Origin of the sequence: Trinickia sp. (assembly GCF_051953405.1) — a bacterium.
Classification (GTDB): domain Bacteria; phylum Pseudomonadota; class Gammaproteobacteria; order Burkholderiales; family Burkholderiaceae; genus Trinickia.
In genome coordinates, this window is sequence record NZ_JBQCIV010000115.1 from 46,701 (window position 1) to 62,039 (window position 15,339).

Sequence of the window (15,339 nt, forward strand, 5' to 3'; positions counted from 1 at the left end):
CCACTTCCTTATTGCATGTACTGCTCGTTGCCGATCAAACCGATCTTCGTCGCGCCGACGCGTTGCGCGGCCGCCATCACTTCCGCGACATCCTTGTACGGCACGAGCTTGTTCGGCCGCAGGTGGATCTCGTCTTGGACCGGCTCGGCCGCGACTTGCGCGAGCTTCGACTCGAGCGTCGCCCTGTCCGGGATCGGCGTGCCGTTCCACGTCATGGTGCCGTCGAAATCGATGTCGATCTGCACGACTTGCGGCTGAACGGCCGGCGGTGGCGGATTGCCGACCGGCAAGTTCATTTTCACGGCGTGCATTTGAATCGGAATCGTGATGATCAGCATGATCAACAGCACGAGCATCACGTCGATCAGCGGCGTCGTGTTGATGTCGACCATCACTTCCGGTTCGCCGCCGTTACCCGAGGATACGTTCATTCCCATATTCGATTCCCCTATCGATCGGAGCGGGCGCTAGCGCGTCGCGCCCCGATCTCGTGCCAAGCTCGCCTAACCGCCGCGAGCCGGCGGCTCAGTAATAAACGACACCTTCGCAATGCCGGCGCGCTCGCAATCCGTGATGACGCGACCGATGAACTCATAGCGCGTGTTCTGATCGCCGCGCACGTGAATCTCCGGTTGCGGCTGCATCGCGGACACCGTCTTGAGCTTCGTCAGCAGCGTCGGGCCATCGACGTGCGTTTCGTTCCAAAAGAAATCGCCGTCCTTGTTGACTGCGATTTCGACGCTCTTCGGTGTCGTTTGCAGCGGATGCACCGTTTCTTTGGGCAACTGCAGCGGCACCGTATGCGTGACGACCGGGATGGTGATCAGAAAGATGATCAACAGCACGAGCATCACGTCGACGAGCGGCGTGGTGTTAATGGCGGCGATGACTTCGTCGTCGTCCTCGCCCCCAACGCTCATGGCCATGGTGGACCTCGCTTAACGGAACGGGAGATTACTGAACGAGCGACGCGGCGCGCGTGGCTGCGCGTGCCGGACGTTTGCCGCCTGCGAGCAACACCGTGTGCAGTTGGGCACCGAAGCCGCGCACGCGTTCCATCACCGACTTGTTGCGGCGAACGAGGAAGTTGTAGCCGAGCACGGCCGGCACCGCTACGGCCAGACCAATGGCCGTCATGATCAGCGCTTCGCCGACAGGGCCCGCAACCTTATCGATCGATGCTTGACCGGCGATACCGATGGCCGTCAGCGCGTGATAGATCCCCCACACCGTACCGAACAGGCCGACGAACGGCGCCGTCGAACCGACCGTGGCGAGGAAGGCCAGACCGTCTTGCAGGCGGTTCGACACATTGGTGATCGCACGCTCGACCGAGACGTCGATCCAGGTGTTGCGATCGACCGCTTCGAGCAGCGCCTCGTCATGATGCTCGCCGGCTTCGATCGCCGTTTCGGCGATGAAGCGGAACGGCGACGATTCGTCGAGCTGCTTGGCGCCTTCTGCGAGCGACGGTGCCGTCCACAGTTGCTCGTCGGCCGCCTTGGCGCGGCGGTTCGCGCGGAATTGTTCGAAGAACTTCGTGATCATGATGTACCAGCTGCCCATCGACATGATGACCAGCAAGATCAGCACGAAGCGTGCGACGAAATCGCCGTTCTTCCACAGCGCGCCGAGGCCGTAGGGGTTGTTGACCGTTTCGGTGGCGGCGGGCGCCGGCGGCGGCACCGGCTGGTCGGCAGCGGGCGTCGCGGCTTGCGGCGCGGCGGTGGTGCTGGCCGCTGCCGTGGCGGCCGTCGTGGCGGCCGTATCGCTGGCTTGCGCGAAGGCGAATTGCGGCAGGGCCGTGGTAGCCGTCGCGACGGCGATCAACGTGGTGGTAGCCAATGCGGCGAGGGAACGCTTCTTCATAATCTGCTCCAGTTCAGTTCAATCGATGAACTCGTGAAACTTGTTTGTGCTGTTGCTCGTGTGCGTATGTCCGTCGTTGTCCGACACTCAACGTCGATTTAGTTGAGGTTGAACGAGAACGGCACCTGCACCCGAACGGCTTGACCTTGCGCAATACAGTTGAACCGCTTGACCGCTTTGAACGCTGCGTCGTCGAGGCTGTCGTGATCCGACGACTTCGCCACCTTCTCGTTCGTGATGTGGCCTTGCGGGTCGACCGTGAATTCGATGAGCACATCGCCCGTGTCGCCGTTTTCCTGTGCGTCCTTCGGATACGCGATCGAGCCGCGAATCTGATCCGAATTCGGGCACACCACGCCCACTTCCGTATGGACGACGGGTTTCGGCGGCGCCTGCACCGGCGGCGCAACGACAGGCGCGGATTGCACCGGCGTTGCTTGGTGCGTAATGGTGGCCTGCGGGGGCGCTTGCACCGGCACCTCGGGCGGCGGGACGAACGGCGGCGGCGGCGGCGCGAACTTCGGCGGCGGCAGTTGCACGGGCGGCAACGGCGGCGGCGGAGGCGGCTTCACCGGCTCGATGATTTTGGTTTCGATCGGATGCTGAATGACGTGCACGACCTTCGTTGCGAGGCCGTTCAGCAGCGCATAGACCAGCACGATGTGCAAGACGATGACGACTGCGATCCCGCCGAACCGGCGGACGGGACTTTGCTGCTTGCGCCCGAACTCGCGTGGGCGACCTGACCACTGCATCCCGGCTGCGGCTCCGGGCGATTGTCCTTCCACTTTCATACCCACCTTCGATCCTCCCGGCGTGAATCGCCTTGTTCCGTGATTGCGGCGCTCGTCGTGCAACGACCGCGGGATGAGGCCGATCACAAGGGACTTCTTGCGACAGCTTTAAAACAGGTCCGCCGCCTTCGCGCTTGGCGCGGCGCCTTCTATGTTTTAGCAAAGCGTGGCGCTTTGCGTGAAGGCGGCGGACCGACTGGCTAGCTCGAGATACCTAGTTCTTTTGCGTTTTTAGAACTTATATGTTGCACCGATTTGGGCGAAGCGGCCGATATACGTATACAGCGACTGGTCGTAGCCGTTGATGCTGATGCTGCCTCGCGCAAACTCCGGATCGTACGGAGGCGTGCGGTTGAAGATGTTGTCGACACCGCCGTAGATTGTCCAGTGCTTGAAGCCGGTGTACGAGACCATCAAGTTGAACTGACTGTACGATCCAACCTTGGACGGCGCGGGTGCCTTAGCCAGGTTTTGCGCATACGGTCCCGTGAATTGCCACGTCAGAGCCGCATCGAATTTGTGATACGTCCAGTCCAGCGTGGTGTTGCCGCGCCAGCGTGGGAAGCTGCCGCCGAACGGCTGCGAAAGCGTGTAGTTATTGCCCGCTCCGTCGACCGGCGAACTACCCGGAAAACCGATGGTAAAGGCTTTAACGTACGCCCAGTCGCCCGACAACGTGAAGGTACCGACCGAGGTGGGCAGCGCTTGGCGAACCGTGCCCTCAAAGCCGTTCGTGTCGAGATAACCTAGATTCGCGTAGGGGATAAAGACGTACAGCGGATTGCCGTTCGCATCCGTAACGGTTTTCGATGGGTCGCCCTGGCCGATTACGCCATCGACTCGAATCTTGTACCACTCGAGCCCAACATCGGTCGTGCGCGTCGGCGACATTTGGAAGCCGATGTTGATGTTGCGCGTCCGCTCCGGATGCAGGTCAGGGTTACCCGTCGTAATCGAGGTGTAATTTTGCCCGGCGTTATTGATCTGAATACCGAGCACTTGCGACTTGCTGTCTTCGACGAACGTCGGCGCACGGAAGCCACGGTTGTACGACGCATACATCGTGAGCGCTTGCACCGGTTGATAGCGCAACGCGAAGCGCGGCGAGAATGCGCCACCCACGTCACTGTAGTGGTCGTAGCGGCCCGATTGGCTGAACGTCAAGTTATGGACGATAGGCACGTCCACCTGATAGTAGACCGCGCCGACGTTGCGCTGACCGAGCACAGTCTGCAGATTGGGGTTCGCGACTGCACCGCTGGAGAATTCCGAGCCTGGCGTCAACGCAATGCTTTGGTGGGTGAACTGCGCGCCGAAGCCAAGACCCACGTCGCCAGCCGGCAGATGGAACAGATTCGGCGTCGAAATCGTCGCGTCAACGGTGTCGAGCTTCGAGATGCCGAGGTTGCTGGCGTTCTGATACAGCCCATTGAGTCCGTTCGGCGTAGCCGACGGATTCGAGAAGTTGAACGTGCCGTTCTGATAGATGTTGTTAAGGGCTGCAACGTTCAGCTGGTTCGTATAGACATTCGACACCACACTTTGCGAATGGCTGACGGACGTCGCCCAATCCCAGTCGCCGTATGGCAGGTTGAACGAACCCTTGATGCCCGCGGCCGCACGCCAGTACGTCGAGTCCGTCTTTTCCGCGATCGTAGCCGGGAACGAGTACGTCAGCGGCGTCGCCTTCGGGAACGGGTTGTACGGATTGCTGGTCGGAACCGTAAAGTTGAACGGATTGAGCTGCTGCGCCTGCGGATCCCAGTAGAGGGTCGGGGTTTGCGGCGCACCGACGGTATTGCCCCAAACACCATCGTTCGTGGTGGTTTGATTGCGACTTAGGAGGAAATCCGCAAACGCGGTCGTCGTGTCGTTGACTTTGAAGTCTGCGTGCAGCTTTGCGTTGAGACGCTGCGTCTGCGGGAGAATCGAAACCCCTGAGGCCGTATTCAATCCGCAAACCGTTCCGGCGGTTTTAGGCAGCTGCCCGTTCAGCGCAGCCGGTTGCACCGTGCTGCCATACGGGCATGGGCCCAAAGCTTGCGCGCTGCCATCGGACATATTCCAATAGGACGGCGCAAGGACGGAATAGCCGCCCGGACGCCCCGTGTAGTCTTCATTGCGCGTCGAATCGCGATCGGCCATCGTGAAGCCGTTCGCCTTATACACGCTGGCAGCTGCCGTCACATTGAAACGGTCGCTGTTCAAGTTGCCGAAGCCGCCCAGGATGCCGAACTTCGTGGTGCCTTCACCGTCGCCGCCGTTGAGCGCGCTGCCGTAGCTGCCGTCGAGTTGCAAGCCGTGGAAGTTGTGCTTCGTGATGATATTGACGACGCCGCCGATCGCATCGGAACCGTATTGCGACACCGCGCCGGTTTTCACGATTTCGATGCGCTCGATGTCGTTCAGCGGCAAGGTGTTCAAGTCGAAGAACGAATCGACCGTATTCGAAAAGGCTGCGAACGGGGCGACGCGCTGCCCGTCGACCAGGACGAGGGTGTACTTTTCGCTGAGGCCGCGCAACGCCATACCGGCCGCGCCGGCCGCGAAGTTCCCCGTTTGGCCTTCGCTCCAGCTATTGGCCGAGTTGGCTGACGTATTGCGCAGAAAGTCGGCAACCGTCGCCGCACCGCTCTTTTCGATGTCCTTGGCCGTAACAGTTTGAACTTGATTGAAACCGACTTTATCCGAGCTTCTGATCAACGAACCCGTCACTTCGAAACGCTGCAGTTTCTGCACGTTTCCCTTGGCATTGTCCGCCGTGCCCGTAGCTCCCGAGGGCGCCGCCGCGGCAGCCGTTCCCGATGCACTCGCCGGCGCCGCGGCCGGCTGACTTTGCGCGAAGGCGACCGACGTACCCAATGCCGCGGTCAACGCTACCTCAGCCCACACAATTTTGCGTATGGCTGATCCTAGAGCCGTTAGTTTCATTTTTCCCTTTCTCTCGTCGATATCGCCAAGTTGTTCTGCGAGAAGGCCTGGCGCACCTTCTCGCCTGCGGCGCACCCCTGCACCGCCCCCTGTTGACTGCCTCGTTCTTGCACTGCGTCAAAAATGCGCGACCTCGATCGCTTTGGCTTCGCAAAAGTCAATCGAACGGATTGTTTAGTAGTCCTAAATCGTAACGTCCGCATTCCGCTTGCGAACCAATGATCGGCATGCAAGCGCACGATCTCTGCCGCGACGAGGCGGCGAGCCTCGCTCGGCTACTGCTCACGCACCTACAGTCATGAAATTAGGATTCCTAACTGTCATGCTAAGACCAGCACCCACAAAAAGATAAACAATGGCAAATCAAAACAATCGTGGCGTTCCGACCCAAACAAGCACGGTCTCGTCGCTGGCCGTATTGGCCCAAGCGTGCGGGACCGTCGATTCGTAGTGCGCGCTATCTCCGGCATTCAATACGAAAGTCGTACCCTCAAGGCTCAGCGATATTTCTCCGCGCAACACATACAAGAACTCCTCCCCTGCATGCGTGGTCACTTCCGACGGCGGCTGGCCCGCAGGCAACCTGACGAGAATCGCATCAAGTTGCCGCTCACCCGATACATTGGTTAGCCGGGCGAAAAGGCTAGCCGAATCGGCGAAACCAAAGAACTGCAACTCACCCACACGCCGCACCGACTTCGCTTCCGTCGGTGTATCGACGAAATACTGCACCGTCACTCCTAACGCTCTCGCAATCCCTGCCAATGACGTAATGGATGGCGTGGCCAGCCCTCGCTCAACTTGCGAAAGGAACGGCTTCGATATGCCGGCAGCCGTTGCCGTTTCGTCGAGTGTGCGTTGGAGCCTTTTGCGAAGCGCCCTAATTTTGCTGCCTAGCACAAGAGCAGCGCTCGTCTTATCTTCAGTGTGCGGAACCATATCAGGACACAAACCGGCCGTCAAAAATTGTTTGATAGAAGCAAATTACGTTTACCCAAGGTTTACCCGATGCCGATTCCTTCATTAATGCACCGTCACGGTGCCGACAACGGCAGGCCTCGCGTACGGTACCGCGGGAAGCTGCGGTTTCGTCGATGCGGGAAAACCCATGGTGCAACCTTCGCGGGAATGATCGAGTGCCACTAATTGCCGCTTGCGTATGGGAATTTAGCCACGAAGAACCGCCGGACAATTGGGCGAACATCTCGGCATTGCAACTCAGGTTGCAACCGAGAGCACCAGATTGCAACCGGAATCGACGGACCAAACAAGGTGCATGCTATGACGGTAACACGATGAAATCCGCTACCGGAGCACGCTTCTTTAGAGAGGTTCATCTAACTTTGTTAACCGCATATCTTTCGTTTTTCTTACTGTTGTATTTATATTTCAATTCTTCTTGGTGCTGTAGTTAATGTATTTGTCAGGATAGGAGCTGCACTTTCTAGCTGCAGCGCAGCAACATCCGAATCTGCGGTAGCGACGAGCTGCCCTTAGGCTCTTTGCCGAACCGAGGCTTGCTGAGAGCGCAACCGATCGCTACGCGCGCAACGCGACGCTTTGTGCGACTTCTTCGCGGCTATACTTTGCGCCCCCCGTTACGAGCCCCAATTGCCGTTCCCATGAAGAAGCTGTTCGCCGCTTTACTGATTGCTGCCAGTACCCACGCCGCCGCTACCCCCGCCTGCTCGCAGTTCGTCCCAAACGCGCAGTTCCCCATTCTCGCCAACCCAAAGCTAGCCCCGAAAACCCACGTGCTGTGCTATTCCGATTTCGTGGTCCTGCACTCCGGGTTGACGCATGGCCCGTTGTGGTCCGCCGAATATCTGACACGCGCCCATCTAAGCGCGGCCAAACAGCAAGTACGCACGAATAAGTTCTTCGAAGAAACCGCGCTCCCGCCAGGCGACGGCGCCACGCTCGCCGACTACAAACGCAGCGGCTTCGATCGCGGACACATGAGTCCGGCCGGCGACCGTTGGAACGGCGAAGCGATGGCGCAATCGTTCACGCTGGCGAACGTCGTCCCCCAGGATCGCGACAACAACGAGCATCTGTGGGCGCGCATCGAGTCGTCGGTGCGCAAGATCGCCCTCCGCTACGGCGAGGCTTATGTCGTCACGGGCCCGCTTTTCGCGGGACAATCGCTGCGCACGATCGGCCCGACCGGGGTATTCGTGCCCACGCAGCTCTACAAAGTCGTGTACGTCCCCGGCGCGAACAAAGCATTCGCAATCGTTGTCGATAACACGGCGACGAACCGCTACGATGTGAAGACCGTGCACGAACTCGAAACGATGAGCGGCTTGCGCTTCCCCGGCATTCCGGAGGCACTGAAAGATCAACGTATCGGAGGACTCAAAGGTGTCTGATTTCCATGCATTCGAAAGCGACGACGACGTATTGAGCATCGAAGGCGACGCGCTGACGATATCGAACGGCACGACCCAAATCCTCATCGCGGGCGCCCTCAAGATCGGCAAGGACAAGCAAGGCCTGAAAGCGGCGCGCGCACTCAAGCAGGCGGTGGACGACATCGTCGCAACGCTCGAGCGTGAAAAAGCACTACCCGACGGCTCGAAGGACGAGCCACCCGCCGCCCAAGGCCACGTCGACAATCCGTTTCTTTAAAGGCGGGCCGCGCTTTTATGCGAACGATACGTTCAATCGCTTGAAGAAAGGGCGCGCGCATGCGATGGTTCGAGGATTCGTCGCTCAATAGGGCAATAGGGCAATAGGGAGTAGCGACACGCCCGCCGGCAAAAGGATCGCTCGCATGAAAACGTTGACCGACCAACTCGCGCAATATGCGTCCTACCACCGAGACCGGCGCAATATCATCACGCACTTCGTGGGCATTCCGATGATCGTGCTGGCATTGGCGATCTTGCTGAGCCGGCCGCAGTGGAGCCTGACTTCCGTCCCGCTAGCCCTGTCGCCGGCCCTCCTGCTGTTCGGCTGCGCCACGGTTTACTATGTCGCGCTCGATGTCGCGCTGGGACTAGTCATGGCGGTGTTCTCGGCGGCCTGTCTCACCGCCGGCGCATGGCTCGCGCATCGATCCACGCCGATTTGGGCGGGCTGCGGCGCGGCGCTCTTCATCGTCGGGTGGATCTTCCAATTCGTGGGACATATGGCTTACGAGCATCGCAAGCCTGCTTTCGCCGACGACGTGATCGGCCTCGTCATCGGCCCGCTGTTCGTGCTCGCCGAAATCCTCTTCGGCTTCGGCTGGCGCCGCGCACTGCGCGATTCAGTCGAGCGCCGAGCCGCCGCGCTGCGCGATAGTCAGCACGATCGGCATCAGCCGATTTAAAGCCTTCGTTGTTCGCGCAACAGCAGCACGCTGTGCACAGCCGTGATCGCCACGGCCATCCAGATCGGCGCATAGGTCGCGATCTGCTCCGCCGTTAACGTTTCCCCCAGCAAGGCGACCGAAAACAGCACGAGCAGCACGGGCTCGACGTAGCCGAGTATCCCGAACAACGCCATCGGCAACAATCGACTCGCCGCCAGATAACTCGCCAACGCGACGGTACTCAACGCACCGAGGCCCGGCAGCAATACGCCCCACAGCAACGGCCGTTGCAGCGCGGCTTGCGCACCGGGGCTCACCGCGATCGCCGCCACCGCGACAGGGAGCAACAGCATGATTTCCAACGCGAAGGTCGCGAGGGAATCGCCGCCTAGTTTGCGGCGCAAAACGAAGTAAGGGGGGTAGCCTAGCGCAACCACGAGCGTCGGCCAGGAAAACGCATGCGTCGCCCATAATTCGTGTGCCACGCCGAGCACGGCGAACCCGACGGCCAGCCATTGCAACGGGGCAAGTTGCTCGCGATAGTAGAAGCGGCCCACTAGCACCATCGACAACGGCAGCAAGAAATACCCGAGCGACACCTCGAGCAAGCGACCATGCAGCGGTGCCCACATAAACAGCCAAAGCTGCGTACCGAGCAATGCGCTCGCCGTCAACAGCATGAGTCCTCTAACCGGCGCGCGCGCCGACGTGCGCGCGAGCGCGGTCAATTCGCCCCACCGCCCTCGCATCGCGACCAGCAATAACGCGCCCGGCACGGTCCAGACGATACGCCATGCAAAAATGTCCAACCCATCGAGCGGACGCAAGATCCGGGTATACACGGATAACAGCGCAAACACCGTCGTAGCAGTGATTGAAAGCGCAATGCCACGCCCCGTTTCATGTCGATTCATCGATGCCAGGATGGTGTGTCGGCGCCGAACGCCAAACGTTTTCTTTTGCGATGCCGGCAAAAAAAACCGATATCGTAATCGGTATTCAATGTTGTTCGAAGCGAACGAAGCGCTTATCGACATGCCGCTCTTCACTGACGAGATCCGTCACGCGAGCCGAAGGCGGTCCGCGCCGCATCCATTCGAGCATCCGGTCGATCTGATTGGCCGGCCCTTGCAGCATCGCTTCGACCGAGCCGTCGGCGACGTTGGCCACCCAACCCGTGATACCCAGCGCGTGCGCCTGCCTCAAGGTCGCATGCCTAAAGCCCACGCCTTGCACCACGCCGCGCACACGCACGTAGTAAGTCTCCACCCGCTTGTCCAGATCCGGCCCTTCCATTGCTCCTCTCCACCGCCATTACGTCGATCTGCGCATTGTAATCGCCTGTTCGAAACCGTTTTTTGCGGCTTGCGATGTTTGGGCTAAAGAAAGTCCCGATGCCGGTCGTTAAATACTGTGATTGCGTATGCGCGACAGCTCAATTGGCGAGAGGAGACCTAACAGTGGCGCTACAGAATCGCACCGAACGCGTCGCTCGCAATACCCCCCTGAAGAACTGGCTGGATGAACACAGCACCACCATCCTGACCGTCGCCGTCTGCGCGATCGCGGTCGGTATCGTCGCATTCGGGGCGAGCCAAATCTTTGCGGCCCGCGAGCTGGACGACGCGAAGATGGCACGCACGTTACAAATCCGTGACAACGTCGAAGCATTGGAAAGCCTGTACGCCGATGTGGACGCGGATTTTCTGCACCTCGTGTCCGATCCGGACTCGCACGCTGTGCCCTGGCCCGCCGCGCGCATCCAGCGCGCGGATCGGATGCTCGATACGTTGACGCGCGTACTCGGACCGTCGTCCGCGCGCGCCGCCGCCATCGACGAGTTGCGCACCGCAACGCAGGAGTGGCAGCGCAGCATCGCACAGACCGCACTGGGCGAGCAGCCCGAGGGCTCATACGTCTTGTTGTCGCGCGACACCCTGCTCTCGGTTGAAGACAGCCGGCACCGCGTCGCCGTCGGCTTGCGCAGCATCGATGCCGCGCAAGGCCTCTCCGGCGATTCGCGCACGCGCAGCATCGCGCGCCGCGACACATCCGAGCGCGTCGCGTTCGCGGCCGCCGTCGCTAGCGCGTTCGTGTTCCTCGTCTACGGCTTCCTGGCCAACCATCGCCTCGGTCTCGAACGCGCTCGCGCACGCATCTCCTCCGAGGAAGGCGAGGCGCGTTTTCGCGAGTACTTCGAAGAGCATCCATTGCCGATGCTGATCTACGACGTCGAAACGCTCACCATCGCGGCGATCAACCGCGCCGCGGTACGGCAATATGGATACGAACGCGAAGAGCTGGCGGGAATGTCGATCGCGGCACTGCGACCGCCGGAAGATTCCGAAGCGTTCATCGCAGGCTTCGTCGAGTTAGCCGCCGCCGTGGCTTCGAAAGACGGCGCGAGCAGATTCGCAGCAAGCGGTGCATCGTACATGCGCACCCACGTGCGCAAAGACGGCTCGCGCTTTTTCGTGGAACCGTCCTATCACTTTATGACTTACGCGAATCGACGGGCGTGCTTCGTCGTTGCGATCGACGTCACCGAAAAAGAGTGCGCGAAAGAAGCGCTGCAAGAATCGAAGCAGATGCTCGAAGCGGTCATCGACAGTGTCCCGCAACGCATCTTCTGGAAGGACACGGAATCGCGTTACCTCGGCTGCAATCGAGCGTTCGCCCAAGACGTCGGCCTGGCCGATGCGTCGCATATCATCGGCCTCAGCGATGAGGATCTACCCTGGCGCGCGGTGGCGCCCAACGCGCGGATGCGCGATCGCGAAGTCATTCAAACCGGTCAACCGCTCGCGAACTACGAAGAATTCTCCCCCGCCGCGAACGGCGCCTGGCGATGGCTGCGCAAGACGAAGGTGCCGCTGCGCAATACGCACGGCGAAGTCATGGGCCTGCTCGCCACCTATGAGGATGTGACCGAGCGCAAAGGGGTCGATCTCGCGCTTCGGTTGCGCAGCCGCGCGCTCGATGCGATCGTGAACGCCGTCATGATCACGCGCGTGACCGAAGACGGCGACTTGATCGAATACACGAACCCGGCCTTCGAACGCATCACGGGCTATTCCGTCGAAGACGTCAAAGGCATGGATTTCCGCATCCTGCATGGCGACGCACCCGACCAAGAAGGCATCGAAGCGATTCGCCGCGCGTTGGCGGACGAAAGCGAAGTCACCACGTTGCTGCGCAATTACCGGCGCGACGGCACCGTCGTCTGGAATCAGCTTTACATTGCACCCGTGCGCGACGATCACGGCCACGTGACGCACCACATCAGCGTCGTGAACGACGTCACCGAATTGGTTCAGTCACGCGACTTGCTGTCCCGCCAGGCCAATTTCGATTCGCTGACAGAGTTGCCCAACCGCTATCGGCTCGGCGAACGCCTCGTTCAAGCGATACGCGATGCCGAGCGCGACGGCACGCGCGTCGCCGTCGTCTTCCTGGACATCGACCATTTCAAGGACGTCAACGACAGCCTGGGGCATGGCATCGGCGATCGCTTGTTGCGAGAAATCGGCGCGAGACTGGCCGGTTGTGTCAGCGAGGCCGATACGGTCGCGCGCTACGGCGGCGACGAGTTCGTGATGGTCGTTTGCGAAGGCGCGCACGAAGATCGCCTGACCGACGTACTCGCACGCATGTCGCATGCCTTCGCGCGGCCGGTATGGATCGACGACACCGAGTTTCATGTCGAGACGAGCATCGGCGTGGCGTGCTTTCCGACGGACGGTACCGATCCCGAGACGCTGCTGCGCCGCGCCGATCTCGCCATGTATCGCGCCAAGTCGAACGGACGCAACATGCTGCAGCGGTTCACGCCGGAGCTGGGCCACAGCGCCGACGAACGTCTCGCCCTGTCGCGTCGCATGCGGGCCGCACTCGCCAATGGCGAATTCCGCCTCGAGTATCAGCCCCAGGTCGATCTTCAATCGAATCGCGTGACCGGTGTCGAAGCATTGCTTCGATGGACCGACACGGAACTCGGCCCGGTCAGTCCCGGCACCTTTATTCCGATCGCGGAAGAAAACGGTCTTATCGTGCCGATCGGCGAATGGGTCATGCAGCAGGCGTGTTTCCAAGCGCAGATATGGCAGCAGACGCTGCCCGGACTGCGGATGTCCGTCAATCTATCGCCGCGGCAATTTGCGCGCGGCGACATTTTGCGCGTGGTTCAGCGCGCACTCATGCGCGCTCGGCTTTCGCCGCGCCTGCTCGAACTCGAGATCACCGAGGGCGCATTGATGACCGTCGGCGCGCTCGACGTGCTGCGCGCGTTGCGTGCGATGGACATCGATTTGGCCATCGACGATTTCGGCACGGGTTATTCGAGTTTGTCGTACATCCGCAACTTTCATGCGGAGCGGCTGAAGCTCGATATGTCGTTCGTGTCGGGTATCGGCCGGCATCGCGAAGACGAAGTCATTACGCGTGCGATTCTGTCGCTTGGCCGAGCGCTTGGGTTCAAGGTCGTTGCGGAAGGCGTCGAGACCGAGACCCAGCTCGCATTCTTACGTCGGCACGGTTGCAGCGTCGTGCAGGGCTACCGCTTCGCCCGCCCGATGCCGGCCGCCGACGCACACGCGTTTATCCGGCATTTCAACGAAGGAACGCTCGCGTATAGCTGATCGGCCGAGCGGCGGGCACCACAAGAACAAGTACAATCTCGCCGCATCATCGCAACGAACGCATCAGCGCCACACCATGACCGAATCTTCAGGCGACCTCGTGCTCGTCACGGGCGCATCGGGCTTTGTCGGCTCCGCCGTCGCCAGGGCCGCGCTTGCGCGCGGCATGCGCGTGCGCGTATTGGTTCGCGCTACGAGCCCACGCAAGAACGTCGAAGCGCTCGACGCCGAAATCGTCGTCGGCGATATGCGCGACGAAGCATCGATGCGCGTCGCCCTACGCGGCGTGCGATACCTCTTTCATGTGGCGGCCGACTATCGCCTGTGGGCGCCGGATCCTTCGGAAATCGAGCGCGCCAATCTCGAAGGCACCGAAGCGACGATGCGCGCCGCGTTGGCGGAAGGCGTCGAGCGCATCGTGTACACGAGCAGCGTGGCGACGCTGAAAGTCACGAGCGAAGGCCGTGTCGCCGACGAAACATCGCCGCTGACGGCCGAGCAAGCGATCGGCGTGTACAAACGCAGCAAGGTGCTGGCCGAGCGTGCCGTGGAGCGGATGATCGAACGCGAACGGCTACCGGCCGTCATCGTCAATCCTTCCACGCCGATCGGCCCGCGCGACGTGCGGCCCACGCCGACTGGGCGGATCATCGTCGAGGCGGCGCTCGGCAAGATTCCTGCCTTTGTCGATACCGGTTTGAATCTCGTGCATGTCGACGATGTCGCGCAGGGCCATCTGCTGGCGCTTGAACGCGGGCAGATCGGCGAGCGCTACATTCTCGGCGGCGAGAATCTGCCGCTGCAACGGATGCTGGCCGACATCGCCCGAGAAACAGGCCGCAAGCCGCCGACAATCAGCTTGCCGCGCTGGCCGCTCTACCCGCTGGCGGTGGGTGCCGAATGCGTGGCCAAGCTGACGAAGCGCGAACCGTTCGTGACGGTGGACGGGCTCAAGATGTCGAAGAACAAGATGTATTTCACGTCGGCGAAGGCCGAACGCGACCTCGGCTACCGCGCGCGGCCCTATCTCGACGGGTTGCGCGATGCGCTGCAATGGTTCCGCGAAGCCGGCTACTTGCGCGGCTGATCCGCCCCGCTGCATTTTGTTACAACCTTGCCCGCCTCCATCGCGGATGCGGGCGACGCGCAGCCGGTAGAATCGCGTCTCTTTGATTGAAATACCCCGGCATGAACCTGGAAGAACAGATCGGTGCGATCGACGCGCAAGTCGATCGGCTCGGCGAACTCGTCCGGCTCGCGCAAGCCGCCGCCGAGCGCGCGGAGGCCGAGCGCGCTCGCGCGTTGGAAGCGCGGCAAGCATACGAAGCGCTGCAAACGGCCCACGCTACGGCCACGGCCGAGGCCGAGGCAGCATCGGCTGCGGCTGAGGCAGCGGCTAACGCTGCGGCCGCACCGGCCGACGAGAAGCCTACATTGCGCGTGGCGCGTCCGTCGCACAACGCACTGACGCTGAGCATCGGCGAGCAAACGGTCACGCTGCATCCTGAGCAAATCGGTCAGTTGATCGAGGAACTGGCCAACGCGCGCGCCTCGATGACGCCGGAACCACCGATGACGCTCCCGACGGGCTGGCGTTTCGCTTCCACGAAAAATCCCGTCATGGCGATGCAAAAGCACGCGAACGGCGATCGGCTGCTGATCGCCCGGCATACGGGCCACGGGTGGGTGCCGTTCACGTTTTCGCCCGAGGCGGCTGTGCAGCTATATATGATGCTGACGCAGCGGTAGGGTTCGGGCGGACGGTCGACGGCGCGTCCGCCGCGGGTTCGGCTATAACGACGGGCTGGGG

The 15,339-nt window shown here is 61.2% G+C and carries 14 protein-coding genes; 6 read left to right on the plus strand and 8 right to left on the minus strand.

Annotated elements, in window-relative coordinates; genetic code table 11:
- Positions 1–8: 8 nt before the first annotated feature.
- From ACTHN9_RS19840 to ACTHN9_RS19865, 6 genes are all read right to left on the minus strand, one after another.
- Positions 9–437: an ExbD/TolR family protein gene (locus ACTHN9_RS19840; RefSeq protein ID WP_440538481.1), complete on the minus strand. Its 429-nt coding sequence runs from the start codon at positions 435–437 to the stop codon at positions 9–11.
- A gap of 66 nt (positions 438–503) precedes the next feature.
- Positions 504–926, minus strand: coding sequence for an ExbD/TolR family protein (locus tag ACTHN9_RS19845; RefSeq protein WP_440538482.1), 423 nt, complete (start codon positions 924–926; stop codon positions 504–506).
- A gap of 28 nt (positions 927–954) precedes the next feature.
- A complete protein-coding gene (locus ACTHN9_RS19850; protein WP_440538483.1) occupies positions 955–1,869 on the minus strand; it encodes a MotA/TolQ/ExbB proton channel family protein in 915 nt (304 codons plus the stop codon).
- Between the two features lie 98 nt (positions 1,870–1,967).
- Positions 1,968–2,663 carry an energy transducer TonB gene (locus tag ACTHN9_RS19855; RefSeq protein WP_440538484.1) on the minus strand — a complete coding sequence of 232 codons (696 nt, stop codon included), beginning with the start codon at positions 2,661–2,663 and terminating at the stop codon, positions 1,968–1,970.
- Between the two features lie 231 nt (positions 2,664–2,894).
- Positions 2,895–5,594: a TonB-dependent receptor gene (locus tag ACTHN9_RS19860; protein WP_440538485.1), complete on the minus strand. Its 2,700-nt coding sequence runs from the start codon at positions 5,592–5,594 to the stop codon at positions 2,895–2,897.
- Positions 5,595–5,957: 363 nt separating this feature from the next.
- Positions 5,958–6,533, minus strand: a complete 576-nt coding sequence (locus ACTHN9_RS19865; protein ID WP_440538486.1) for a helix-turn-helix domain-containing protein — start codon at positions 6,531–6,533, stop codon at positions 5,958–5,960.
- Positions 6,534–7,216: 683 nt separating this feature from the next.
- On the opposite strand from ACTHN9_RS19865, the gene ACTHN9_RS19870 reads away from it, so the two are divergent.
- From ACTHN9_RS19870 to ACTHN9_RS19880, 3 genes are all read left to right on the plus strand, one after another.
- On the plus strand, positions 7,217–7,966 hold the full coding sequence (locus ACTHN9_RS19870) for a DNA/RNA non-specific endonuclease (RefSeq protein ID WP_440538487.1): 750 nt from the start codon (positions 7,217–7,219) through the stop codon (positions 7,964–7,966).
- Positions 7,959–8,225: a hypothetical protein gene (locus ACTHN9_RS19875; protein WP_440538488.1), complete on the plus strand. Its 267-nt coding sequence runs from the start codon at positions 7,959–7,961 to the stop codon at positions 8,223–8,225. The genes ACTHN9_RS19870 and ACTHN9_RS19875 overlap by 8 nt, the downstream gene beginning before the upstream one ends.
- A gap of 145 nt (positions 8,226–8,370) precedes the next feature.
- Positions 8,371–8,910: an Mpo1 family 2-hydroxy fatty acid dioxygenase gene (locus tag ACTHN9_RS19880; protein ID WP_440538489.1), complete on the plus strand. Its 540-nt coding sequence runs from the start codon at positions 8,371–8,373 to the stop codon at positions 8,908–8,910.
- On the opposite strand, the gene rarD is transcribed toward ACTHN9_RS19880, so the two are convergent.
- Positions 8,907–9,806, minus strand: a complete 900-nt coding sequence (gene rarD, locus ACTHN9_RS19885; protein WP_440538490.1) for an EamA family transporter RarD — start codon at positions 9,804–9,806, stop codon at positions 8,907–8,909. The two genes, ACTHN9_RS19880 and rarD, sit on opposite strands and share 4 nt — an antisense overlap.
- Before the next feature lie 85 nt (positions 9,807–9,891).
- Positions 9,892–10,188 carry an acylphosphatase gene (locus ACTHN9_RS19890; RefSeq protein WP_440538491.1) on the minus strand — a complete coding sequence of 99 codons (297 nt, stop codon included), beginning with the start codon at positions 10,186–10,188 and terminating at the stop codon, positions 9,892–9,894.
- Between the two features lie 164 nt (positions 10,189–10,352).
- On the opposite strand from ACTHN9_RS19890, the gene ACTHN9_RS19895 reads away from it, so the two are divergent.
- The 3 genes from ACTHN9_RS19895 (at position 10,353) to ACTHN9_RS19905 (ending at position 15,278) form a co-directional block, all read left to right on the plus strand.
- Positions 10,353–13,529 carry a sensor domain-containing protein gene (locus tag ACTHN9_RS19895; protein ID WP_440538492.1) on the plus strand — a complete coding sequence of 1,059 codons (3,177 nt, stop codon included), beginning with the start codon at positions 10,353–10,355 and terminating at the stop codon, positions 13,527–13,529.
- Between the two features lie 76 nt (positions 13,530–13,605).
- On the plus strand, positions 13,606–14,616 hold the full coding sequence (hpnA, locus tag ACTHN9_RS19900) for a hopanoid-associated sugar epimerase (RefSeq protein WP_440538493.1): 1,011 nt from the start codon (positions 13,606–13,608) through the stop codon (positions 14,614–14,616).
- Positions 14,617–14,717: 101 nt separating this feature from the next.
- Complete coding sequence (locus ACTHN9_RS19905; protein ID WP_440538494.1) at positions 14,718–15,278, plus strand: hypothetical protein; 561 nt, start codon at positions 14,718–14,720, stop codon at positions 15,276–15,278.
- Positions 15,279–15,339 lie beyond the last annotated feature (61 nt).